The following is a 22,901-nucleotide window of genomic DNA, read 5'->3' on the forward strand; positions in this document are numbered from 1 at the left end:
GACCGTTGACCCTTCGGGTTCACCAGTTGCTTATGGGGGAAACCCCCAAGACCGCGCTGGTTCACCATGAACCATTAACTCATAAATTAATTAAAAGCAGATAAGGATTTTAGAAACATGGGCAATATTAGACGCGTACCTGTTGGGATTGTTGGCGCGTCAGGCTATGGTGGAGTGCAGCTAGTCCGATTACTCTTGGAACATCCAGAGGTGGAACTAGTTTATTTAGGCGGTGAGAGCAGTGCAGGTAAATGTTTTGGGGATCTTTACCCACATCTAGCTCATATAATTAACTTGCCAATAGAGGCGGTTGAGCCAGAAATTATTGCTGAACGCTGTGAAGTCGTGTTTCTCTCTCTACCAAATGGTCTGGCTTGCCAAATCGCACCGCAATTATTAGAAAAAGGTTGTAAGGTACTAGATCTAAGTGCGGACTATCGATTCAATAATTTGGCAACTTACACCAGTTGGTATGGACAAGAAAGAAGCGATCGCGCCGCCGCCGCCACAGCAGTTTACGGTTTACCAGAACTTTACCGCGATCGCATCTCTGAAGCACAGCTTATTGGTTGTCCCGGTTGTTATCCCACAGCCAGCCTCTTAGCACTGTCGCCACTCCTGAAGCAAGGCTTAATCGTCCCTGAAACCGCAATCATTGACGCTAAATCTGGCACATCTGGCGGTGGACGGCAAGCCAAAGTTAACTTATTACTCGCAGAAGCAGATAATTCCTTAGCAGCCTATGGCGTAGTTCGTCACCGCCATACTCCGGAAATTGAGCAGATTTGCAGCGAATTAGCCGGACACGAGGTAACTGTGCAATTCACACCCCACCTCATCCCGATGGTGCGAGGTATTTTAGCCACCGTCTATGCCACACTGCGCGATCCTGGTTTAGCCAGAGATGATTTAATTACGATTTATAATGCTTTTTACCGTAACTCTCCTTGGGTAAAGATTTGCGAGAGTGGTGTTTACCCGCAGACAAAATGGGTAAGCGGTAGCAATCTTTGCATGATTGGTGTAGAAGCTGACCCGCGCACAGGTCGTGTAATTGTGATGTCAGTAATTGACAATCTAATTAAAGGGCAAGCGGGTCAAGCAATTCAATGTCTGAACCTAATGATGGGTTGGGATGAAACCTTGGGGTTGCCCAAACTCGGTTTTTATCCTTGATGAGGTGAGAGGTAACAGGTGACAGGTAACAGGTAATAGTTTCTGTCACCTGTTACCTATAACCTGTTACCTACTTCGGCCCTAAACCCACAGCACCAGCATAAACGGCGCGATCGCCTAGTTCATCTTCAATCCGCAGCAAGCGGTTGTATTTTGCTACACGTTCACTGCGGCAGAGAGAACCTGTCTTGATTTGACCGGCGCGGGTAGCTACAGCCAAGTCAGCAATTGTCGTGTCTTCAGTTTCGCCAGAACGATGGCTAATTACTGAGCGGAAACCGTTGCGAGTTCCCATGTCAATTGTTTCTAAGGTTTCAGTTAGGGAACCAATTTGGTTGAGTTTAATCAAAATGGCGTTCCCGGCTTTTTCGTCGATGCCTTTACGGAGGCGGGTAGCGTTAGTTACAAACAAATCATCCCCTACCAATTGCACCCGTGAGCCTAACTTTTGGGTGAGCAATTGCCAGTTAGACCAATCTTCTTCATGCAAGCCATCTTCAATGGACACGATGGGATATTGGTCAACCAATTGTCCCAAATAATCAATAAACTCAGCAGGAGAGTGTGGTTTCCCATCGTAAACATACTGTCCATCTTTGTAAAATTCACTAGCTGCCACATCTAGTGCTAAAGCTACTTGTTCCCCAGGCTTGTAACCTGCCTTCTCGATTGCAGCCACCAGCAATTCTAAGGCTACCTGATTAGATTCCAAGTTAGGAGCAAAACCACCTTCATCACCCACACCAGTCAGCAAACCCTTATCATCCAAGACCTTGCTGAGTGTGGCAAACACCTCTGCACCCCAACGCAATGCTTCCTTAAAAGAAGATGCACCAACAGGAACAATCATAAACTCCTGAAAATCCACATTATTGGCTGCGTGTGCGCCACCGTTAATCACATTCATTAATGGTACTGGCAATAAATTTGCCAAAGGCCCACCTAAATAGCGATAAAGAGGAATTGCCAAAGCTTCCGCACCCGCTTTAGCAGCTGCTAAAGAAACAGCCAAAATCGCATTTGCACCCAAGTTAGATTTGTTTGCCGAACCATCGAGGGCAAACATTGTCCGGTCAATCAGTTCTTGATTCAGGACATCCAAGTTAATCAATTTTGGTGCTAATACTTCTTTCACATTTTGCACCGCCTTAAGAACGCCCTTACCCCCGTAGCGGCTTTTATCATCATCCCGCAGTTCATGGGCTTCAAAAGTTCCTGTAGAGGCTCCACTCGGAACCTGCGCTAGCCCCACAGCACCGTTTACCAAATGCACTTCGGCTTCCACCGTTGGTCTACCCCGTGAATCCAGAATTTCGCGGGCAACAATCGCCTCAATGGCAGTATCTAGAATGTTACTCATTTGTGCTTTGTCCTTTCTTCGAGTGCTTCCTTAGTTTTAAGCGCATACAGTCCAGTGGATTAACCCAACCCATTCGTTAGCATAGGCTTTTGCGCGACTTATGAGGCTGAGATTAAAGAAGATTTCCAGATGTTTGGTAAATCGCTGTTGGATGCACAAACTTTGGATTTTGAATTATTTTTTAGGCCAAAGTCAACAGTAGAGACTTGACTTGTCGTGTCTGTACAAGAAAGTTCTCAGTTCTGGCTAGAGAAGCAGGGAACAATAATCAACAGAACTGAAATATTTTTGTCAACCATGATGAAATCTATTTTGACTGCGATCGCATCTTTCACTATCCTTTCGGGAGGAGCTAATGCGGCTCAACTCTCTTTCCCGCAACCCCCTCCTAATTATGCTCCTATCCTGACTCAAGCGACAGAAACCTTAGATTTATCTTTATTAGCTAAAACTGTTGCTGCTTTTTTAAAAAGCGATCGCTATCAAACAGATTCACAAACCCAGTTTAAGGTTTCCAGTCAAGGTAATGAAACAACAATTTACTTACAAAATAAAATCATTACTCAGTCTGGTAAAAAGTTTCGGGCTGAAATTACTTATGCAAAACCAGGCGAACCACCTCAAACTGGAACTTTAGTAGTTTCTAATGGTACACAACTATGGATTTACCGACCTGATTTAAAGCAATATTCAGTCACAACATACACAAGTTTTAAAGACTCAGGCGATTGGATTTTACTTGGTTTATCTTCCTTCGCCTTCCTAGACTTTCCAGAAGCAGATAGAAAAATTGTTGTAGATGGTAAATTATCAGCTAAAAACGTTTTGACATACCTTGGCTTGTCTAGTAACGGCGAATTAAAAGGCGAAAGACGGACATTGGAGGGTGAAGCATTTTATGTCTACGATTACAAAGATTCGCAAGAAGGATTTACCTTAAGTGCTTTTGTCAATCCAAAAACTGCCACTCTCAAGCAACTGCAATTAGCAGGTAAATCACAAAATTTAGACATTCTGCTGACTGAAAAAATCCTCCGCAGAACTGCTAACCCTGCTGTTACTACCAACACATTCCGATTTTCTCCACCTAAAGGCACTCAAAGAGTTAAATCACTTTCCATCAATCCCTTGTAACCAAGGTTGAAAGGTAGGGACTAATAAAAATAAGGGTGTAGAGGTATAGGAAAGAAACAGTAATCTCAGATCTTGCAGCAAGCGAGGGAAAAAACCTTTTTTACTGTTGCCTATTGCCTATTGCCTATTGCCTATTCCTCTTCCCTTTCAAAATCCCAACCTTTCAGACAGTAGGTTAATTGAGTAACTTCTGTAAAATGTTGGCAGAAATCTATATTTTACAGATCCTTATGCGCTTACTACATACAATGCTGCGGGTAGGCAACCTAGAAGAGTCATTGAAATTCTATTGCGATGTACTAGGAATGCAATTGTTACGGAAAAAAGATTTTCCAGGGGGAGAATTTACCTTAGCTTTTATTGGCTATGGTGATGAAAGTGACCATACAGTTATCGAACTAACCTATAACTGGGGAGTAGAAAAATACGAGTTAGGTAACGCTTACGGACACATTGCCTTGGGTGTAGATGACATTTACGCTACCTGTGAAGCTATCAGAAATCGCGGCGGTAAAATTGTTCGGGAACCAGGCCCCATGAAACACGGTTCCACAGTAATTGCTTTTGTCGAAGATCCCGATGGCTACAAAATTGAACTAATTCAATTGGGTACTCAAGGATCAGCAGCAAAACAAGAATCACAAAACCAACTTGTGTCCCAATAATTTTACTAGGATAAAAGGGTAAGGCTAGGAAAGTTATGAAGTGTGAAGTATGAAGTGTGAAATTTTATCCTGGCTGTGGCAATTCCCTTCTGATACCCTTCATAATTCCTAGCCTCTAGTCCCTAACCTCTAGCCTCTAACCTCCAGCCCCTCTTCCTCCTCTCCACTTCCTTAAATAAAATCCGCAATTCAAAATCGTAAAGATGCAGCCTACAGATCCTAATAAATTTACTGATAAAGCCTGGGAAGCAATTGTAAAATCTCAGGATATAGTGCGTGCGTATAAACAACAACAATTAGACGTTGAACATTTAATTATTGCCCTGTTAGAAGAACCCACAAGTTTAGCTATTCGCATCTTAGCGCGGGCGGAAATCGACCCCATCCGCTTACAACAGCAATTAGAAGCCTATACCCAACGTCAACCTAAAGTTGCCAATAATGACCAGCTTTACCTCGGTCGCAGTTTAGATGCGCTACTCGATCGCGCCGAGGAAGCTAGAGTCAAAATGAAAGATACTTACATCTCAGTAGAACATATTCTCTTGGGTTTTACTGAAGATGAACGCATCGGTCGGCGGATACTGAAAGGTTTTAATGTTGACAGTACTACATTAGAAGCAGCGATTAAATCTGTACGGGGTAGTCAAAAGGTGACCGATCAAAATCCAGAGTCTCGCTATGAAGCCCTACAAAAATTTGGTAGAGATTTGACAGAACAAGCCAAAGCCGGAAAACTCGACCCAGTTATCGGCCGGGATGATGAAATTCGGCGCGTAATTCAGGTGTTATCTCGCCGGAGTAAAAATAATCCAGTATTAATTGGCGAACCGGGTGTAGGTAAGACTGCGATCGCGGAAGCTCTAGCACAGCGTATAATTAACGGCGATGTCCCGGAATCTCTCAAAAATCGTCAGTTAATCTCTTTAGATATCGGCAGTTTAATTGCTGGGGCAAAATACCGGGGTGAATTTGAAGACCGCCTGAAAGCTGTACTCAAGGAAGTTATTGAGTCCAACGGGCAAATCGTCCTGTTTATTGATGAACTGCACACCGTGGTTGGTACTGGTTCCAATCAACAAGGGGCGATGGATGCTGGAAATTTACTCAAACCCATGTTAGCTAGGGGTGAACTGCGGTGTATTGGTGCAACTACCTTAGATGAATACCGCAAATACATTGAGAAAGACGCAGCCCTAGAACGGCGTTTCCAGCAAGTATTTGTTGATCAGCCTAGCGTAGAAAACACCATCTCTATTCTCCGTGGTTTAAAAGAACGCTACGAAGTGCATCACAACGTTAAAATTTCTGACTCCGCACTAGTAGCTGCTGCTACCTTGTCAGCGCGATACATTGCTGACCGCTTCCTACCTGACAAAGCCATTGATTTGGTAGATGAAGCCGCCGCCCAGTTGAAAATGGAGATTACTTCCAAACCTTCAGAATTGGAAGCCATTGACCGTCGCTTAATGCAGCTAGAAATGGAAAAGCTGTCATTAGCCGGAGAAGAGAAAGTACCCGCCCAAACGCGAGAACGTTTGCAGCGAATTGAACAAGAAATTGACACTTTAAAGCTAAAACAGCAAGAATTTAACGATCAATGGCAAGGTGAAAAGCAGTTATTAGAAGCTATCAGCGTCTTAAAGAAAGAAGAAGAAGCCTTGCGTGTGCAAATTGATCAGGCAGAACGGGCGTATGATTTGAATAAAGCTGCCCAATTGAAGTATGGCAAACTGGAAGGCGTGCAGCGCGATCGCGAAGCCAAAGAAGCAAAACTTTTAGAATTGCAAAGTCAAGGTTCTACCCTACTACGTGAACAAGTCACGGAAGCCGACATCGCGGAAATCGTCGCCAAGTGGACAGGAATCCCCGTCAACCGTCTACTAGAATCAGAACGGCAAAAATTACTGCAACTCGAAAGCCATTTACATAAACGCGTCATTGGGCAACACGAAGCGGTAGAAGCCGTAGCTGCCGCTATTCGTCGCGCCCGTGCAGGGATGAAAGATCCCAGCCGCCCCATTGGTTCATTTTTGTTTATGGGGCCGACTGGAGTAGGTAAAACTGAACTAGCCCGTGCCTTAGCGCAGTTTCTCTTTGATTCTGATGATGCTTTGGTACGCTTAGATATGTCCGAGTATATGGAGAAACATTCTGTTTCCCGGTTGGTAGGTGCGCCTCCAGGTTATGTAGGTTACGAAGAAGGCGGTCAACTTTCCGAAGCGGTTCGCCGCCATCCTTACTCTGTAGTGCTGTTGGATGAGGTAGAAAAAGCTCACCCCGATGTGTTCAATATTTTATTGCAAGTACTTGATGATGGTAGAATTACTGACTCTCAAGGCAGAACAGTAGATTTTCGCAACACCGTCATTGTGATGACCAGCAATATTGGTAGCGAACACATTCTTGATGTTTCCGGTGATGATTCTAAATATGACATGATGCAGAACCGCGTGACAGATGCGTTGCGATCGCACTTCCGCCCGGAATTTCTCAACCGTGTAGATGATACCATCTTATTCCACACCCTCAGCCGTTCAGAAATGCGGCATATCATCCGCATTCAACTCAAGCGCGTCGAATTCCTCCTCCAAGAACAAAAAATCTCCTTTGAAATCACCCAAGAAGCTTGTGATTACCTAGTAGAAATGGGTTACGATCCAGTTTATGGCGCACGTCCTCTCAAACGCGCAATTCAGCGAGAAGTAGAAAACCCCATTGCCACTAAATTATTAGAAAATACCTTCATTGCTGGCGATACTATTCTTATTGATAAGAATGAGGCTGGTCTAACTTTTAGCAAAAAACAACCAGCGAAAGTAGTAGTCACTCAAGTCACAACATCGTGAGTTGAACTATCTCAGTGCTAAGTAGGGTACGTTGTCGTGTAGCACAACGTACCATTTTGTTATAGTTATCATCTTACAAGACTTTTAACCTGTTCCCTGTCACCTGTAACCTATCACCCAATACGGTTCGGTTAAAGGGGAAAGGCAAAGGGCAAAAGGGGAAGAAAAAACCTTTAACCCTTACCCTTTAACCTTTTCCCCAAACCAATTCTGAGTTCAAAATGCTTATCCGAACCGTATTGACCTATCACCTACTATAAAAAATTTATTAACTCAGTTTAAAGATAAAAGTTATTTCAGATGTAGACTATCAATTTAAGTGATTATACGGTAAAACTTAAATAGCATACTCTCCAAAAGTAGGTTAGACAAGCAAATTTTTATGCAGCTAATCACATCATTCGACCTGAAAAAGTCTGAGTATTTATCCAAAGACAGATTCATCAGTTATCATCATCAATTACGTTTAATATTTTCCCTTGGCAATCAAGTCAAAAACGTTTTAGAAATTGGAATTTACAATTCATTATTAACAGATATTCTTAAGTCTTATGGTTACGAAGTCAATACAGCAGATATTGACCATAATCTTAACCCAGATATAATTTTAGATTTAGCAACAGATTTTTCATTACCTAAAGATAAATTTGATGCGATCGTTCTATTTCAGGTTTTAGAACATCTCCCTTACGAACAGTCAGAACTAGCTTTAAAAAAGCTAGCAGCAGCAACCAAGAAATATTTAGTCATCTCGCTTCCTTATAACACGTTATATTCAGCTTTCCAAATTAGGTTTTCTGGGATACCAAGGTCAAGATATTTATTACTAGAAATACCTAAATTTTGGACTAACAAACCTTTATCAAAGCATCATTATTGGGAAGTTGGATTAAAAGACTATCCCAAAAAGCGGATTTTATCTTCAATTAAAAATGCTGGATTGAGTGTAAAAAAAGAATTTATTGATCCGATCAATCCCTACCACTACTTTTTAGTGTTGGAAAAAAATATTAATAACTATTAATGAAATTTACAGGGAAGGGTGCAATTTAAATCTTTTTAAAAATCCCAACCCAGCCATCTTTTCTGCCTAACCAACCAGATGAGATAAAACACAGCAATATATTAATAAATTCAATAATTTGATAAATTTTTGTAGTCCAATCTCTAATATATTTGCCCCTAACAAAAGTAAATCTATATGGTCTTTTGCGAAACTTGATGTCTTTTAATCCAAGTTTATTTCGGGAATAATATTGAACCTGAGTAGGTGTTTTGCCAAATACCATCAAAATTCCCAGAGGTAAATAGGGTTTAACATGATCAAAATCTTCATAAAAATACTCTGTTAATAACGGAGTTGCAATAATTAAATATCCACCTACTTTCAGCCTATCTAAATAAATATCCATAAAATCTTTGAGAGCCTCTGGATTAAAATGTTCAATGATATGAGACATTAAAATTACATCAAACTGGTTTTGAGTCTGAAGAAAATCTTCTACAGTGAGGCAATTTAAACCCTGTTTTTGATTGGCTTCAACAAGTTGATTATTTACATCTACACCTAAGACTTCATATCCGGCTGTAGAGATCGCCATCATTTTCTTGCCCATTCCACAGCCAACATCTAAAACGGAGCATTGCGATCGCTCTGGTTGACAGTATTTATTTAACAAACTAAGTATAATAGGCAGATCATAGTCATAGCGAATCGCCAAATAGTAAATTTGTTTAAGTTGTTCATATATTTTGCTAAGACTATAATTGCTCATGTTGCTATTGCCCAATAAAGTACTGTAGAAAAATTTTACGTAGCAAAAATTGAAATTTGTAACAAAAAGTAAATTACACGATTTTTTAAGAAGTAATATACAATTCGTCCAAAAGTACCCTACGCCTATATTTCGTGATAAGTAGGGTAATCCGAATCTGTTATGTCTAGATATTACTGATTAATTAGGAATGACTGCTAGACAAGCAGCCGTTACAATCCTCACTGAGACATTCTTATTCATTACAAACCATGCTAGAACAAGGCACTATCAGTATTCATACTGAAAATATTTTCCCGATTATCAAAAAATCTCTCTACTCAGACCACCAAATCTTTTTACGGGAATTAGTCTCCAATGCTGTAGACGCTATCCAAAAGCTAAAAATGGTATCCCGCGCCGGAGAATACAATGGCGACATCGGCGAACCAGAAATTCAACTGGCGATCGATAAAGATAAAAAAACCCTCTCCATCACCGATAATGGCATCGGGATGACCGCAGAGGAAGTCAAAAAATATATTAACCAAGTTGCTTTTTCTAGTGCAGAAGAATTTATCCACAAGTATGAAGACAAAGCTGATCAACCAATTATCGGTCACTTTGGTTTAGGTTTTTACTCCTCCTTCATGGTGGCGCAAAAGGTAGAAATCGATACTCTATCTTATAAAGAGGGCGCACAAGCAGTTCATTGGACTTGTGATGGTTCGCCAGAATTTACCTTAGATGAGTCTCCCCGCACTACTCGCGGTACTACAATTACCCTCACCCTCATGGCAGATGAGGAAGAATATTTAGAGTCAGCACGAGTTAAAAATCTGGTTAAAACTTACTGCGACTTCATGCCAGTACCCATCAAACTAGATGGTGAAGTCATAAACAGACAAAAAGCACCTTGGCGGGAGTCTCCTAGCAGTTTAACTAAAGAAGATTATTTAGAATTTTATCGCTATTTATATCCTTTCCAAGAAGAACCGTTGCTGTGGGTGCATCTAAATACAGATTATCCCTTCATCATCAACGGTATTTTGTATTTCCCCAAAATGCGCCCAGATGTGGATGTAACTAAAGGGCAAATTAAATTATTCTGCAATCAAGTTTTTGTAAGCGACAACTGCGAAGAAATCATTCCCCAATTCCTGATGCCGATGCGGGGGGTAATTGATAGTACTGATATTCCATTGAACGTATCGCGCAGTGCCTTACAAGGCGATCGCACCGTCCGCAAAATCGGCGATTATATAGCTAAGAAAGTCGGCGACAGACTCAAAGAATTATACCGAGGCGATCGCGAGCAGTACATTAATGCTTGGAAGGATCTCGGCACTTTCGTCAAATTTGGCGCGCTTAACGACGAGAAATTCAAAAAGCAAGTTGAAGATATTATCGTCTTCCGCACCACCACCGACTTAGCTCAAAAAGCTGCCGAAACTCCTGCCGTTGAAGTGCAGTCCCAAGAAGGGGATGCTTGGCAAGATGTCACCTCGACTACATCCAGCAGCATACCCTACACCACCATCAAAGAATACTTAGATCGCAACAAAGAACGCCACGAAAACCGCGTCTTTTACAGCACTGATGAAGCCACCCAAGCCCCTTACATAGAGTTGCATAAAAACCAAGGCTTGGAAGTCCTGTTTATGGACTCCTTCATCGATACCCATTTCATCAACTTCCTGGAACGGGAATACAATGATGTCAAATTTACCCGCGTAGACTCCGACTTAGATAGCACCCTACTCGATAAAGACAAATCTGGCGAAATAGTTGACCCCACAACCAACAAAACCAAGAGTGAAGTCATCAAAGAGCTATTTGAAAAATCCCTTAACAAACCCAAACTTAACATCCGCACCGAAGCCTTAAAATCGGACGATCCTCAAGGGACACCTCCGGCAATGGTACTGTTACCAGAAATTCTCCGCCGCCTGCGCGAAATGAACGCCATGATGCAGCAACAAACAGTAGAGTTTCCCGAAGATCATATTTTGTTAGTAAATACTGCCCATCCCTTAATTCAAAATCTAGCTAATCTCAACCAAGGCAGTATTATTCAAGGTGATACACCCTCACCCACAGGTCAGTTAGTTAACTTAATTTGCCAACACGTTTATGACTTGGCGTTAATGTCTCAAAAAGGGTTTGACGCTGAAGGGATGAAATCTTTTGTTGAGCGTTCTAATGAAGTTCTCACCAAGCTAACAGAACAAGCCACCAAATAGTGCTGAGTGCTGAATATTAAATACTTCCTCTGCACTCCTGCCCTTTACCCCCCACCTTCTTGTCCCTTTTTCTAGGAACTCTCCCTGATCTGTTTCCTAAGCCCTAAAATAGAAAGGTTGCGTTGAAATAACAATTTCCTATGTCTCGTCGTTGTGAATTAACTGGCAAAAAGGCAAATAACGCCTTTGCAATTTCTCACTCTCACCGTCGCACCAAACGCCTTCAACACGCGAACCTGCAAACCAAGCGCGTTTGGTGGCAAGGTGGAAATCGCTGGGTAAAACTGAAGCTATCTACCAAAGCTATCAAGACCTTAGAAATCAAAGGTTTAGAAGCAATGGCTAAAGAAGCAGGAATTAACCTGAATCATTACTAAATCCCTAAAGGGCAGTGAATTAAACGATAACAATATTAGCCTTAGGGTAAATATCGTTGAACTCAGCTTGAATTAGTTAAAAATATTGATTCTATAAACCTCCTCATTCTGGGGAGGTTTTTAATTGATTAATCTTGCATTAACATGACGTGATACCATTTCACAAAAAATCTGATACAAATACAGTAGAGACGCGATATATCGCGTCTCTACACAATTTATGGTTATCATGATTAACGTAAAATGGTATAAGTAACCATAATGGGTGAAGAAGACAAAAAAGTGTTCGTAACGACACTAATTTGTCACTTTACAACTTGTCTATTTATTACTCACAATCAGTGCGGATGAAAGGACTTGAACCTTCACTCCTCTCGGAACTAGAACCTAAATCTAGCGCGTCTGCCAATTCCGCCACATCCGCATCAGTTATCTATACTAGCATAACAAATTTTGAAAGGGAAGAGGTAATTTTAAAAAGGGAACAGCTTTAAAAAAACAGCTGAATATATGGTAGGCACGTGCCTCAAGTTATTTATGAAAAATCAAAATATTTCTTTTCAAGACACGTATTGCCACAAAAAAAGATTTCCCTATTGCCTGTTCCCTATTGCCTTAACTTTAGACAATTCCAACACGTGGTAAGCGATGCTTGAACCCACAGAGAATTTCCCAAGAAATAGTGTTTAACTGTGTTGCCCAATCGTCAGCTGTGATTTGCTCTTGTCCTTCTTTTCCTAGTAAGGTAACTACTTCGCCTTCTTGTAAATCTGGAATGGTGCTGACATCAATCATTAACTGATCCATTGTAATCGCACCGATTTGTGGTACTCGCTGACCGCGAAGCAACACCTGCATTTTGTTAGAGAGATTGCGTGGTACTCCATCAGCATAGCCAATCCCCACAACCGCTAGGCGCATTTCTTGGGGTGCAATAAATTGATGCCCATAGCTGACACCAGTACCAGCCGGGATTGTCTTGACTTGAGTAATTCGCGCCTTGACTTGTAACACAGGTTTCAGGCGAACTTGATGATTTAAATGTGTCGCTGGGGAAAGTCCGTAAACACCTAAACCTACGCGCACCATATCATAGTGCAGTTGCTGATCGGCAAGAGTAGCAGCTGAGTTAGCTAAATGCAAGCTAGGGATTTTGATACCCAGATTTTTGATTTGGGCGATCGCCTCTTCAAATCTTTGATGCTGTTCTTGCATAATGGCAGTGTCAGGACTATCGGCAGTTGCCAAGTGAGAGTAAATACTGGCAATTTTCAAATGGGGTAATCGTTTGACTAACTGCACAAACTCCGTCGCTTCCTGCCAATTAGTCCCCAACCGCGACATTCCGGTATCTAATTTTATGTGTACAGGTATGGGCGAACTGTAGTTAATTGTCTCTAAGACATTAGAAAAAATGAAAGCTTGTTTAGGACTGCACAAAGTTGGCTGGAGTTGCCATTGCGCGATCGCTTGAATTTGCTCTGGTGTCTGGGCAGCCCCTAAAATCAAAATTGGTGCTTGAATACCCGCTTCTCGTAGTTCAATACCCTCTGGAACGGTTGCAACTCCCAACCAATTAGCCCCTGATTGTAATGCTGTTTGAGCAACTGTCACCGCCCCATGTCCATAAGCATCAGCTTTGACTACCGCCATCAACTGAGTGCGTGGTGATAAAAACTGTTTAAATTGTTGTACGTTTTCCGACAAAGCCCCTAAATCAATTTCCACCCAAGCACGCTGCGAAAACCACGCATAGGTGTCGCATTCTTGATTTGACGCAACACCAGGCGTTTGATTTCGACTTAACATATTTCTTTCCTCCTCTCACACCACTTTTTTGTTAACCCCCTACGGGGCGGGAACGGGGAACGGCCAACAGAGAGAAAAATAGCCCCATCAGGTTTAAAACCAAGTGGAATTTTGGGCAAAAAAATTATTGCATCCAGGGTAAACTCGTGCAAAGTACTAGCTCACACTGGTGGGCAGCTTAGTTTCCCTTTTGCCTGTTGCCTGTTCCTTTTTATTATGTATTTTTAGTTATTCATACCCATATAACTTAAATTCTTGTCAGTTGAGAAATTTTTCTTAAAAGTATTGAGATATTAGGAACTAGGATTTTTCTGCCTAGCTCTTCCTCCCTTAGTTAATCAAAGAATAGCTAAGTTATTTTTCATACTCAGAAATAGCAGCACAGTAAATAACTGTATTGCTCAGTCTGAATACTTAATATATGGGGATCATTCTCCTCAATTGTTTGTGGCAAATGATATCTTATTCGTTACAACAATTATTGGTTATTGTGGAAGTATAATATCTTCTCATCTCCCAAGGAGAAGACATTCGTGTTAATATATGTAAAACTAATACCTTGAGCGATAATCAATGGGGAAGGTTTTAGTCTTAAACGCCTCTTACGAACCGCTCAATATTACGAGTTGGCGTCGCGCTGCGGTTTTGTTAATTAAAGGCAAGGCAGAACGAGTCGAACACAATGGTAGGTTGCTGTACTCTGGTTTCCCGTTACCAACGGTGATCCGGTTACGCCATTATGTGCGCGTTCCATACAAGGAAATGCCTCTGACTCGCCGAAACATTCTGCACAGAGACGGACATACTTGTCAGTATTGCGGCTACACAGGGGATGAATTGACGCTAGATCATGTCATACCGCGATCGCGTGGTGGCGGTGATAGCTGGGAAAACATTGTTACGGCTTGCGTTCGTTGCAATGTTAAGAAGGGCAATCGCACACCTCAAGAAGCGCATATGCTACTGCGTCATTTACCCCGCCAACCTTATAGCAGCCTCTATTTTGAGGTTAGTAAACAACTGAAAAGTGGACTGCATCAAGAATGGCAAAAATATGTGATAGGTCTTTGACGCTAACAACTTAACCCTAGCATTACAAAGTAAGCGTAGCCTGATTTAGGTGCCACACTTTTGTCATCATTGGGGTAATTAAATAGTCAGGTGCTAACATACTACTAAAAACAATGTTGCATTCTACATAAGTAATGCAGCTGCTGACGGGCTTTTACCCTAGTAGCTGTTAAGGTAGTGTGCTGGCATCTGCCTAAATAATTCAACAGTCTCTTATTGTATATCCATAGTCTGAAAAAATCTAGACTGTCCCAAAAAATTCTCTTCAATTCAGAGGATGGTCTAATTAGGCTCAATATTGCTATTTAGCGAAGTCAGAGTTTTGTCATCAACCACCAGAAGCAAAACCTTCTGCGACTGTATGCAATTTGAAAGAATTTAATAAATTTTTGCCTAGTTATCTTGACAAAAAATACACCAAGATACGTATCCCCAGGTTTCTAGATTTTTGCGAAGATCAGAATGTGTGGCTAAATCAGTAAAACCCTGGTTGTGATTTTCTCAATCAATCAATAGGGCCTCACACTTAACAAATATGTTTTCTATGCAACTAAATTCTTCCTTGAAGCAGTCAGAGAGTTTTTCATTGACCACAGAGCCAAATCCAGAGGATGCTGAGGTTGACCAAGAAGTAGTAGAAGTACCGCTTAACAGGTCATCCTTGCCAACATCGCCAAGCGACGGAATCAGTGTTTATCTCGGTCAACGTAACAATTCCGTAGCTTTTCAAAAATCAGAGGAACTGCAAAAGGTCTTTTTGGCGCATAGGCATGAGCGCCAACTAATCATTTTGCAAGATTTTCCTGATCCTGATGCGCTTTCCTGTGCTTGGACTTACCAGCTAATTGCTCAACAGTATGACATTAAGTGTGAAATTATTTATGCTGGTACGTTGAGCCACCAAGAGAATATCGCCCTAGTCAAGCTTACAGGTTTACCGGCGCAGCGTTGGACGCTACAAAACCTGAAATCTAAAGATTTGTCCTGTTATCAAGGTTTTGTATTAATTGATAACCAAGGAACCACCAGTCAGTTATTAGCAGGGTTACAGCAGGCAGGAATGCCATTAGTAGCAGTGATTGACCATCACAGTTTACAGGCAGAACTCAAAGCAGAGTTTTTGGATATTCGCCCATATGTACGAGCAACATCCACAATTTTTACTCAGTATCTGCAATCTGGCTTATTGACTTTAGACAGCAGCATCAGCCAACACGTTAAATGTGCAACCGCCTTGATGCACGGCTTGCGATCGGATACAAATCGACTGATGCAAGCACAAGAAGAAGATTTTATGGCAGCTGCTTATCTGAGTCGATTTTATGATGCTCAACTATTAAACGCGATTCTCCAGGCAAACCGTTCTAAGCGGGTAATGGATGTGATTGAGCGATCGCTTAAAAACCGCATCGTCCAAAATAACTTTTCCATCGCTGGCGTTGGCTATTTGCGCTACGACGACCGCGATGCGATTCCCCAAGCAGCTGATTTTTTAGTTACAGAAGAAAACGTCCATACCGCAGTAGTGTACGGCATTGTCCACGATGAAGACGACGAACTCGAAGTAGTCATCGGTTCCCTGAGAACCACAAAACTTACCCTCGACCCCGATGAATTTATTAAAGAAGCCTTTGGCCAAGACAGCACCGGACGCTTTTTTGGCGGTGGTAGAACCAGTGCAGGTGGCTTTGAAATTCCAATGGGTTTTTTATCTGGCAGTAACGAAAATCCTGCCTATGCCAAGATGAAATGGGAGGTTTTTGATGCTCAGATTAAGCAGAAATTACTGAAGTTAGTAAATCCTAGAGATAACCCGATTCAGTCCGAGTAATCTTGCAATCAACAGCGAAGAATCGATAGCAAAAGTTTAACTGAATTTAGATTTGCAGCCCAGAAATTTATTTCTTGGCTGTTTATTTACTTTATAAATCTAAATTTTAGTTAATTCACGTCAAAACTATAGTAAATCTACGGCTTATGTTTAGTATATTTAATAGCTAATATCATGTTTATTATGATTAGCCTATTGTATCGCTGATGGCAACTATTATTTTTCTTTGCAATAGTAATACTTATAGAGATATCCCTGATAGCATAAAGTCTAAGATTTCATTAGGTAATTATTATAAACTGTCATGGAGTTGCGGAAACTCTAAATTTATAAAAGTTGGAGATAGAGCATACTTTCAGAAGACTGGAAGCGTTGGTAATGAACCCAGTGGTTTTATTGCTGCTGGTCATGTTATTGCAGCATCGGAAAATAAGCAATTAAGGCTTCGGAATAGAAGTAAATATCCAAATTTAAGTGCAGCATATTCTGACATTCGTAATGAGCGTTTTTTTGTTCGCATTCAAATAGATTCAGTAGTGAATTTTGATGTTCCTTTGGAACAAAAATATTTAAAAAATTTGCTTGAATTTCAAGGAGTAAATTTTAATTTTCAAGGTAGTGGTTGTAGATTCGATGAAAAAGCTGCTTCCTTTTTGGATTCAGAATGGGAGAAGCATTCATTAATACAGCAAAGACAGAAAAGAGGACGTAGACTTGTTGATGTATTTTTTGATCAAGGTGAGTCTTTCAAACAAAATAAGGAATATCATGCTGCAATTGAAGCTTATGAATCAGCTTTAAAAATTGCGCCAAAATATGCTAAAGCAATTAATCAAATCAAGACTTGTCAATCAATTTTAAGCAGGAGCGAGAAGATAAAGCCACCAGAAACATCAATAGTTCCACCACCTCAAAAAACATCATCATTGCCAGATGAGAGTAAACTAATAGCTGAGAGAGAAAAGCTTGATAAAGAAAAATTCTTGACCTTTAAAAGCGATGCTGATGCTTGTGAAAAAATTACTGTATCGATTGCTAGGAGACAAGGGCAACAAAAGTTTCGTCAGGCTTTGCTAAATGCTTATTCTGGTAAGTGTGCAATTACCAATTTTGATGCTGAAGCAGCACTTGAAGCTGCTCATATAATTCCTTATATTGAAACAGAGAATAATGAACCATCAAATGGTTTATTATTACGTGCAGATTTGCATACCTTATTTGACTTAAATCTTATTACTATTGATCCAGAAACCCTGAAGGTTTATATTCACCCTACTTTGGAAAAAACTGAATATCGAACAATTGAGGGCAAAAAACTACGAGTTCCACAGGATGAAATGCGCCGTCCCAACAAACAGTTTTTGAAAGAGAGATTCAAGCAATGTGAATGGTGGAAAAATATTTAGTGCGAACACTCATCATAGAAACTAAGTAACCCCTTTCTATTAGCAGAAAGGGGTTATTGGGTAATATTTAAAGATAGGTCAAGACCTTTAAATTAGGCTCGAAATTCATGATTAAGAAATTCGGCAATAGATGCATATATCTCGCTTGGTAGGTGCATTTCTACTAGTTATAAATTTTTAGTAATTTTCGTCATAGTAGGCGAGATATTCCTTAAAATTTACCAATAAAATTGGTGTCTTAACCTTTTATATAACCCGTTTATAGTTGCTAGCTGACTAAATCAGGAAACACTTCTTGCACCGCAGGATGCACTAGGCGATGATTATCGACGTTTACACCCTTAGCTAAGGATGGGTTAACATCTAAAGCTTTGAGTCCTAGATTGGCTAACTGTACAACATAAGGTAATGTACTGTTGTTGAGTGCTTGGGTTGATGTCCAAGGCACTGCACCTGGCATATTAGGTACGCCATAATGGACTACGCCTTCTTCAATGTATACAGGGTTGGTGTGAGAGGTAGCGTGTAATGTTTCTACACAACCACCTTGGTCAACAGCCACATCAACAATTACAGAGCCAGGATGCATTTGTTTAACCAATTCGCGGGATACTAGGATTGGCGCTCTGCGTCCTAAGATTAAAACAGCACCGATAAGTAAGTCGGCTTGTTTCACAGCCTCTTCTATATGGGCAGAGTTGCTATAAAGTAATTCAACTCTGGAACCAAACAAAGTTTCTAAATAAGATAAGCGTTCGACATTAACATCTAAAATTTGTACAGTCGCGCCCATACCAACAGCGATTTTGGCTGCTTCTGTGCCGACTACACCGCCACCTAAAATTACAACTTTGCCGGGTTTAACCCCAGGAATACCACCTAAGAGGACTCCTCTACCGCCTTGTTGACGTTCTAAAAATCTCGCCCCAAATTGCACTGATAGCCGACCAGCTATGACACTCATGGGTGCGAGTAGAGGGAGTCTGTTAGCACCTGGTTGTTCTACAGTTTCATAAGCGATCGCACAAGTGCCACAATCAATTAAATGTTCGGTCAATTTGCGATCGGCTGCTAAATGCAGATAAGTGAACAATATCTGCCCTTTTTGCAAAAATTTATATTCGCTCGATAATGGTTCTTTAACTTTGACTACCAACTCTCGATTCCAGGCGGCATCTGCTGTCGAGACAATTTCTGCACCAGCACCCATATAATCTTCATCTGTAAAACCAGCACCATCACCAGCTTGTGTCTGCACAAAAACGTTATGACCATTTTCTCGCAGCACTCGCACGCTAGAAGGACTTAAACCTACTCGAAACTCTTGATCTTTAGTTTCTTTAGGAACACCAATTTCCATATAACGCCTCTGATGAATTTTTTTGTTTAATTTAGCCTGCCAGTCTTGGACTGACAGTTCCGTATTAGGGATAGCTATCTACAACATTAGTTTTCCCTTCCACGGTAACAAAGCTGAAAACTCTTACCCTTGACTATTGTCATAATTGACTACAATATATAAAGAATAATTACAAATTGTTAAAAGAGCACCTGCACAGCTACATTTGAGAAACTGGTTCTAGAGTTCGCAAGTTCTCTGGCTCAAACCTTACAAAAGTACTGATTCAACGTTTTACTGTTAAGTCCCGTTTGCCGAAAAGAGGTTTTTTGAACATGACACAAACACAACCAACAGTTACACCCAAGCTAGAAGACCCCAAATTTGGCTTTAATGAATATGCTGAACGCCTGAATGGTCGGGCTGCAATGATTGGCTTTGGCTTAATGGTGATCATTGAATATGTGACCAATCAAGGTGTGCTATCTTGGCTTGGTCTGAAGTAGTGCTGCCATAACGCAACAGCACTCAAGTTGTAAGCTAGTAATTAGAAGCTTGATAACCAGTTGGAATACCCAGCTGGTTATAACTGTATAAACAAAACTATCCTGCAAGATTTGCCGTCTATGATTGTAAGGCACACTAAAAAGTGTCAATCCGAGCGTAGATTTACAAATCTGCAAGAGGACTAACTGATATATTTCCTCACCTATTCCAGAAAATTATAATATTTAGATGCTTTTTTCATAAAAGGCAACTTGTAGGTGAGATATTCTCGGTAAACTTACACCAAAGGTGATTTGGATAAACCAAGCTGTGATGAACGTTGCATTACCTCGTTTCTTGAAATCAGCCTACAGAAGAGAGCCAATTATCAGTATCTTGATAACGATGGGCGTAGTAGATGCTGTAATTGGTGGATTAGATGATAGTTGGTCGTTGTTTGCTGTTGGGTTGGGAACAGCAGGTGTAACCCTAGCCTGGAAGTTGTGGCGAATGCAGCAGCGTCGCCCAATACTAGAAGAGGAACCTGTGGTACAACATTACCTACCCTCCCGCTCATCTAGCCCGACGCTACCAATATTGACTGTTGCTAAGAAAAAACCACCCCGTTGAGCAGTGATGAATCACAAAAGTGAAGCTAACTGACTTAATTATTTAAACAGAGAGGAAAATTTGTGAGGAGTCAGGGAAAAAGGGGCGGCTTTAAGCTGCGCCCATATATTGTTCTGGGATTGATGGCAGCAGCATTAATACCAGCAAATATTGGGCAAGGGTATGATATTCACCCTGCTCAAGCTGCCATTGAAGAAGTACCAAACTCCCAAACTCAAACTAGTTTTGCTAATCCCCAGCTACTTTATAGCTTGATGGCCCATGTGGGAACTGTTAAATCTTTAGCATTCAGCCCAGATGGTAGAATACTCGCCAGTGGTGGAGCCGAAAATGACGGTATAATCCGGCTGTGGAATCCCTGGACTGGGAAAAGATTAGCAAATATTCGCAAAGCACACAAAACCTCTGTAGAATCTTTGGTAATTTCGCCTGATGGTCGTACCCTCGTTAGTTGTAGTACTGACAGCACAATTAATCTTTGGAATTTAAAAAATAATAGGTTTCGTCGCTCTTTTGTAGGGCATAGTAGCAATGTTTTATCTTTAGCTATATCTCCCGATAGCAAAGTTCTTGTCAGTGGTGCTTTAGACGGAATTCGGATGTGGGATTTGCTACAGCAGCGTCCACTGACAACATTAGTTAAGTTCGATAACTCAATTTATACATTAGCTATCAGTCCTGATGGACAAACTATCGCCAGTGGTGACAACAAAGGTGAGATTAAGCTATGGGATTTAAAGGCGGGAAAATTAATCAGAGCTTTTTCTGCCCATTCCCAAGCTGTTAGTGCTGTAGCATTTACGCCCGATGGCTCAACATTAATTAGTGCCAGCCGCGATCGCACTATTAAACTATGGGATATTCAATCTAATACCTTAGTTCGTATCCTTAAAGATAATAACTGGATAAATGCGATCGCTATTAACCCCAATGGCAAAATTTTAGCTAGTGCTGGTAGAGATGGTTTGAAAGTGTGGGATTTAACTACAGGTGAGGTGTTATACACACTTTATGGACATCATGATTGGGTAAGTGCGATCGCGTTTAGTCCTGATGGCAAACTGTTAGCTAGTGGCGGTTTTGATGGCAGAGTCAATATTTGGGGAACTCCACTACCAAAACGTAAATAGCAACATCTAAAATGGCGAGAGATGTTTTTCATCAACAGGTCAAAGCTGCATTAATCAAAGATGGATGGTTTATTACTCATGATCCGTTTACAATTCGCATTAGTGAAGCGATTAAATTACAAATTGATTTAGCGGCTGAAAATGCGATCGCAGCACAACGGAATACAGAAAAAATAGCAGTTGAAATTAAAAGTTTTATTGCAGACTCAGATATTAGTGAATTTCATACTGCACTCGGTCAATATCTCAACTATTGTCAAGCTCTGGAATTACAAGAACCAGAGCGAATCGTTTATTTAGCAGTCCCTATAGACACATATCAAGATTTTTTTCAACTTCCCTTTGTTCAAAGTGTGCTGCAACGTTATCAAGTTAAATTGATAATTTACGAGCCAAAGCAAGAGGAGATTCGGCAATGGATAAAATAGAACACTATCGACAACTAATCAAGCAAATTATAACAGAACACGCACAACTGAGTAGTAACAGCGATACAGTTAAATCTGAACTAATTATTGATAGAGAAAACGACCATTATCAACTAGCTTACGTTGGCTGGCAAGGAGACAAACGGGTATTTGGGCCAGTCATGCATTTTGATATCCAGAATGGAAAAATTTGGATTCAGTATAACGGTACAGAAGAATCTGTTGCTGAAAGATTGGTTAAGTTAGGTGTACCCCACTCTGATATTGTGATTGGTTTCCATTCGCCTTTTAAACGGCAGTTTACTGCTTATGCGGTCGAGTAATTTTTAATCACCTGTTCTGCCCGAAACTTAACTTTTGTCTCTTACTCAACCCTAAAAATAAAAAAACCCCCAAAAGGGGGCTTTATTTTAAGTTATTCGCGTGGAGTGAACAACTTAATAATGAATACTTACAGTAGATACAGTAATCCGAATAAAATTATCCAGATTACGTCTACAAAGTGCCAGTAGATTTCCGCAGCTTCAATACCGAAGCGTTTTTCGTTACTGTAGTGACCTTTAACGCGCGATCGCCACAACACTGCCACAATTGCTAAAACCCCGATGGTTACGTGCAATCCGTGGAAGCCAGTTAACACATAAAAGGCACTAGCAAATAAATTGGTAGTTAAACCAAATTCTAAGTGTGTATATTCATACACCTGACCTACTAGGAATAGCGTTCCCATAGCGGCGGTAATTGCCAACCAAATACGCATCCCTTTTGTATCATTCTTTTTGATTGCAGTATCGGCATTGTGCATGACAAAACTACTAGCAATCAGATTGACTGTATTAACTCCAGGAAGTAATAATTCCAACTCTGGTGTACCTGCTGGCGGCCATACAGGTAAGGTCGAACGGAAAGCTAGGTAAGCTCCGAACAAGCCCATAAAAATCATCCCTTCAGCCACCAAGAAGACAAACAAACCAAACAAACGATGGTCTGGATGTTCTTCGTGATGAGCATCTGCTTGTGCCGCGTGGTGATGATTTAGTTCAGTTTTAGCTGGGTCAATGGTTTGACTTTGCATGAATTTTTTGAAGTATGAAGTGTGAAGTATAGTCAGAGGTTAGGGTTTAGGGGCTAGAGGCTAGAGAAAGAGTGAGTGGCTGACTGAAAATGCTGAGTAAAAATACTAGCCCCTAACCTCTAGCCTCTAGACCCTTAT

Annotated in this window: 20 protein-coding genes and 1 tRNA gene; 15 read left to right on the top strand and 6 right to left on the bottom strand. The window is 41.0% G+C overall.

From position 1 onward, the window contains the following. Positions 1 to 117: 117 nt before the first annotated feature. Entirely contained in the window at positions 118 to 1,176 is a 1,059-nt protein-coding gene (gene argC, locus H6G76_RS11000) for an N-acetyl-gamma-glutamyl-phosphate reductase (RefSeq protein ID WP_190699717.1), read from the top strand. A gap of 70 nt (positions 1,177 to 1,246) precedes the next feature. Here the strand turns inward: argC and eno are convergent, their stop codons facing one another. Then, positions 1,247 to 2,536: a phosphopyruvate hydratase gene (gene eno / locus H6G76_RS11005; protein ID WP_190699720.1), complete on the bottom strand. Its 1,290-nt coding sequence runs from the start codon at positions 2,534 to 2,536 to the stop codon at positions 1,247 to 1,249. 297 nt (positions 2,537 to 2,833) lie between these two features. Here eno and H6G76_RS11010 point away from each other — a divergent pair, with 297 nt between their 5' ends. From H6G76_RS11010 to H6G76_RS11025, 4 genes are all read left to right on the top strand, one after another. Next, the gene (locus tag H6G76_RS11010; RefSeq protein ID WP_242056367.1) at positions 2,834 to 3,670 is read left to right on the top strand and encodes a hypothetical protein; all 837 of its coding nucleotides are present in this window, start codon (positions 2,834 to 2,836) and stop codon (positions 3,668 to 3,670) included. Positions 3,671 to 3,900: 230 nt separating this feature from the next. Next, entirely contained in the window at positions 3,901 to 4,335 is a 435-nt protein-coding gene (gene gloA, locus H6G76_RS11015; protein WP_190699723.1) for a lactoylglutathione lyase, read from the top strand. A gap of 203 nt (positions 4,336 to 4,538) precedes the next feature. Next, positions 4,539 to 7,184: an ATP-dependent chaperone ClpB gene (gene clpB / locus H6G76_RS11020; protein WP_190699726.1), complete on the top strand. Its 2,646-nt coding sequence runs from the start codon at positions 4,539 to 4,541 to the stop codon at positions 7,182 to 7,184. A 382-nt stretch (positions 7,185 to 7,566) separates the two neighbouring features. Further along, positions 7,567 to 8,208: a bifunctional 2-polyprenyl-6-hydroxyphenol methylase/3-demethylubiquinol 3-O-methyltransferase UbiG gene (locus H6G76_RS11025; RefSeq protein ID WP_190699728.1), complete on the top strand. Its 642-nt coding sequence runs from the start codon at positions 7,567 to 7,569 to the stop codon at positions 8,206 to 8,208. A 25-nt stretch (positions 8,209 to 8,233) separates the two neighbouring features. Here H6G76_RS11025 and H6G76_RS11030 read toward each other — a convergent pair whose 3' ends face one another. Beyond that, the gene (locus tag H6G76_RS11030) at positions 8,234 to 8,959 is read right to left on the bottom strand and encodes a bifunctional 2-polyprenyl-6-hydroxyphenol methylase/3-demethylubiquinol 3-O-methyltransferase UbiG (protein WP_190699731.1); all 726 of its coding nucleotides are present in this window, start codon (positions 8,957 to 8,959) and stop codon (positions 8,234 to 8,236) included. 251 nt (positions 8,960 to 9,210) lie between these two features. Between H6G76_RS11030 and htpG the strand changes: the two genes are divergently transcribed. Together htpG and rpmB are read left to right on the top strand one after the other, a co-directional pair. Beyond that, complete coding sequence (htpG, locus tag H6G76_RS11035) at positions 9,211 to 11,181, top strand: molecular chaperone HtpG (protein ID WP_190699734.1); 1,971 nt, start codon at positions 9,211 to 9,213, stop codon at positions 11,179 to 11,181. 140 nt (positions 11,182 to 11,321) lie between these two features. Then, the gene (gene rpmB, locus H6G76_RS11040; protein WP_190699737.1) at positions 11,322 to 11,558 is read left to right on the top strand and encodes a 50S ribosomal protein L28; all 237 of its coding nucleotides are present in this window, start codon (positions 11,322 to 11,324) and stop codon (positions 11,556 to 11,558) included. 342 nt (positions 11,559 to 11,900) lie between these two features. Here rpmB and H6G76_RS11045 read toward each other — a convergent pair. Both H6G76_RS11045 and alr read right to left on the bottom strand, forming a co-directional pair. After that, positions 11,901 to 11,982: transfer RNA gene (locus H6G76_RS11045), tRNA-Leu, on the bottom strand. Between the two features lie 197 nt (positions 11,983 to 12,179). Further along, positions 12,180 to 13,367 (bottom strand): alanine racemase, encoded by a 1,188-nt coding sequence (alr, locus tag H6G76_RS11050; RefSeq protein ID WP_190699739.1) that lies wholly within the window; start codon positions 13,365 to 13,367, stop codon positions 12,180 to 12,182. A gap of 573 nt (positions 13,368 to 13,940) precedes the next feature. On the opposite strand from alr, the gene H6G76_RS11055 reads away from it, so the two are divergent. The 3 genes from H6G76_RS11055 (at position 13,941) to H6G76_RS11065 (ending at position 17,675) form a co-directional block, all read left to right on the top strand. Further along, positions 13,941 to 14,438 carry an HNH endonuclease gene (locus tag H6G76_RS11055; protein ID WP_190699742.1) on the top strand — a complete coding sequence of 166 codons (498 nt, stop codon included), beginning with the start codon at positions 13,941 to 13,943 and terminating at the stop codon, positions 14,436 to 14,438. 544 nt (positions 14,439 to 14,982) lie between these two features. After that, complete coding sequence (locus tag H6G76_RS11060) at positions 14,983 to 16,269, top strand: bifunctional oligoribonuclease/PAP phosphatase NrnA (RefSeq protein WP_190699745.1); 1,287 nt, start codon at positions 14,983 to 14,985, stop codon at positions 16,267 to 16,269. Positions 16,270 to 16,475: 206 nt separating this feature from the next. Further along, entirely contained in the window at positions 16,476 to 17,675 is a 1,200-nt protein-coding gene (locus H6G76_RS11065) for an HNH endonuclease (protein WP_190699748.1), read from the top strand. 268 nt (positions 17,676 to 17,943) lie between these two features. Here H6G76_RS11065 and ald read toward each other — a convergent pair whose 3' ends face one another. Beyond that, on the bottom strand, positions 17,944 to 19,035 hold the full coding sequence (gene ald, locus H6G76_RS11070) for an alanine dehydrogenase (RefSeq protein ID WP_190699750.1): 1,092 nt from the start codon (positions 19,033 to 19,035) through the stop codon (positions 17,944 to 17,946). Between the two features lie 314 nt (positions 19,036 to 19,349). Here ald and H6G76_RS11075 point away from each other — a divergent pair, with 314 nt between their 5' ends. The 5 genes from H6G76_RS11075 to H6G76_RS11095 all read left to right on the top strand — a co-directional run bounded on the left by H6G76_RS11075 (position 19,350) and on the right by H6G76_RS11095 (position 22,011). Further along, the gene (locus H6G76_RS11075; RefSeq protein ID WP_190692053.1) at positions 19,350 to 19,520 is read left to right on the top strand and encodes a hypothetical protein; all 171 of its coding nucleotides are present in this window, start codon (positions 19,350 to 19,352) and stop codon (positions 19,518 to 19,520) included. Between the two features lie 313 nt (positions 19,521 to 19,833). Then, positions 19,834 to 20,130 carry a hypothetical protein gene (locus H6G76_RS11080; protein WP_190700036.1) on the top strand — a complete coding sequence of 99 codons (297 nt, stop codon included), beginning with the start codon at positions 19,834 to 19,836 and terminating at the stop codon, positions 20,128 to 20,130. 62 nt (positions 20,131 to 20,192) lie between these two features. Further along, positions 20,193 to 21,260 (top strand): WD40 repeat domain-containing protein, encoded by a 1,068-nt coding sequence (locus H6G76_RS11085; protein WP_313934766.1) that lies wholly within the window; start codon positions 20,193 to 20,195, stop codon positions 21,258 to 21,260. Positions 21,261 to 21,271: 11 nt separating this feature from the next. Beyond that, a complete protein-coding gene (locus tag H6G76_RS11090) occupies positions 21,272 to 21,688 on the top strand; it encodes a XisH family protein (RefSeq protein ID WP_190699753.1) in 417 nt (138 codons plus the stop codon). Further along, positions 21,676 to 22,011 (top strand): XisI protein, encoded by a 336-nt coding sequence (locus H6G76_RS11095; RefSeq protein WP_190699755.1) that lies wholly within the window; start codon positions 21,676 to 21,678, stop codon positions 22,009 to 22,011. The genes H6G76_RS11090 and H6G76_RS11095 overlap by 13 nt, the downstream gene beginning before the upstream one ends. 128 nt (positions 22,012 to 22,139) lie before the next feature. Here the strand turns inward: H6G76_RS11095 and H6G76_RS11100 are convergent, their stop codons facing one another. Then, on the bottom strand, positions 22,140 to 22,763 hold the full coding sequence (locus H6G76_RS11100) for a heme-copper oxidase subunit III (protein ID WP_190699758.1): 624 nt from the start codon (positions 22,761 to 22,763) through the stop codon (positions 22,140 to 22,142). Positions 22,764 to 22,901 lie beyond the last annotated feature (138 nt).

The sequence above is a fragment of the Nostoc sp. FACHB-152 genome (assembly GCF_014697475.1).
Classification (GTDB): domain Bacteria; phylum Cyanobacteriota; class Cyanobacteriia; order Cyanobacteriales; family Nostocaceae; genus Nostoc_B.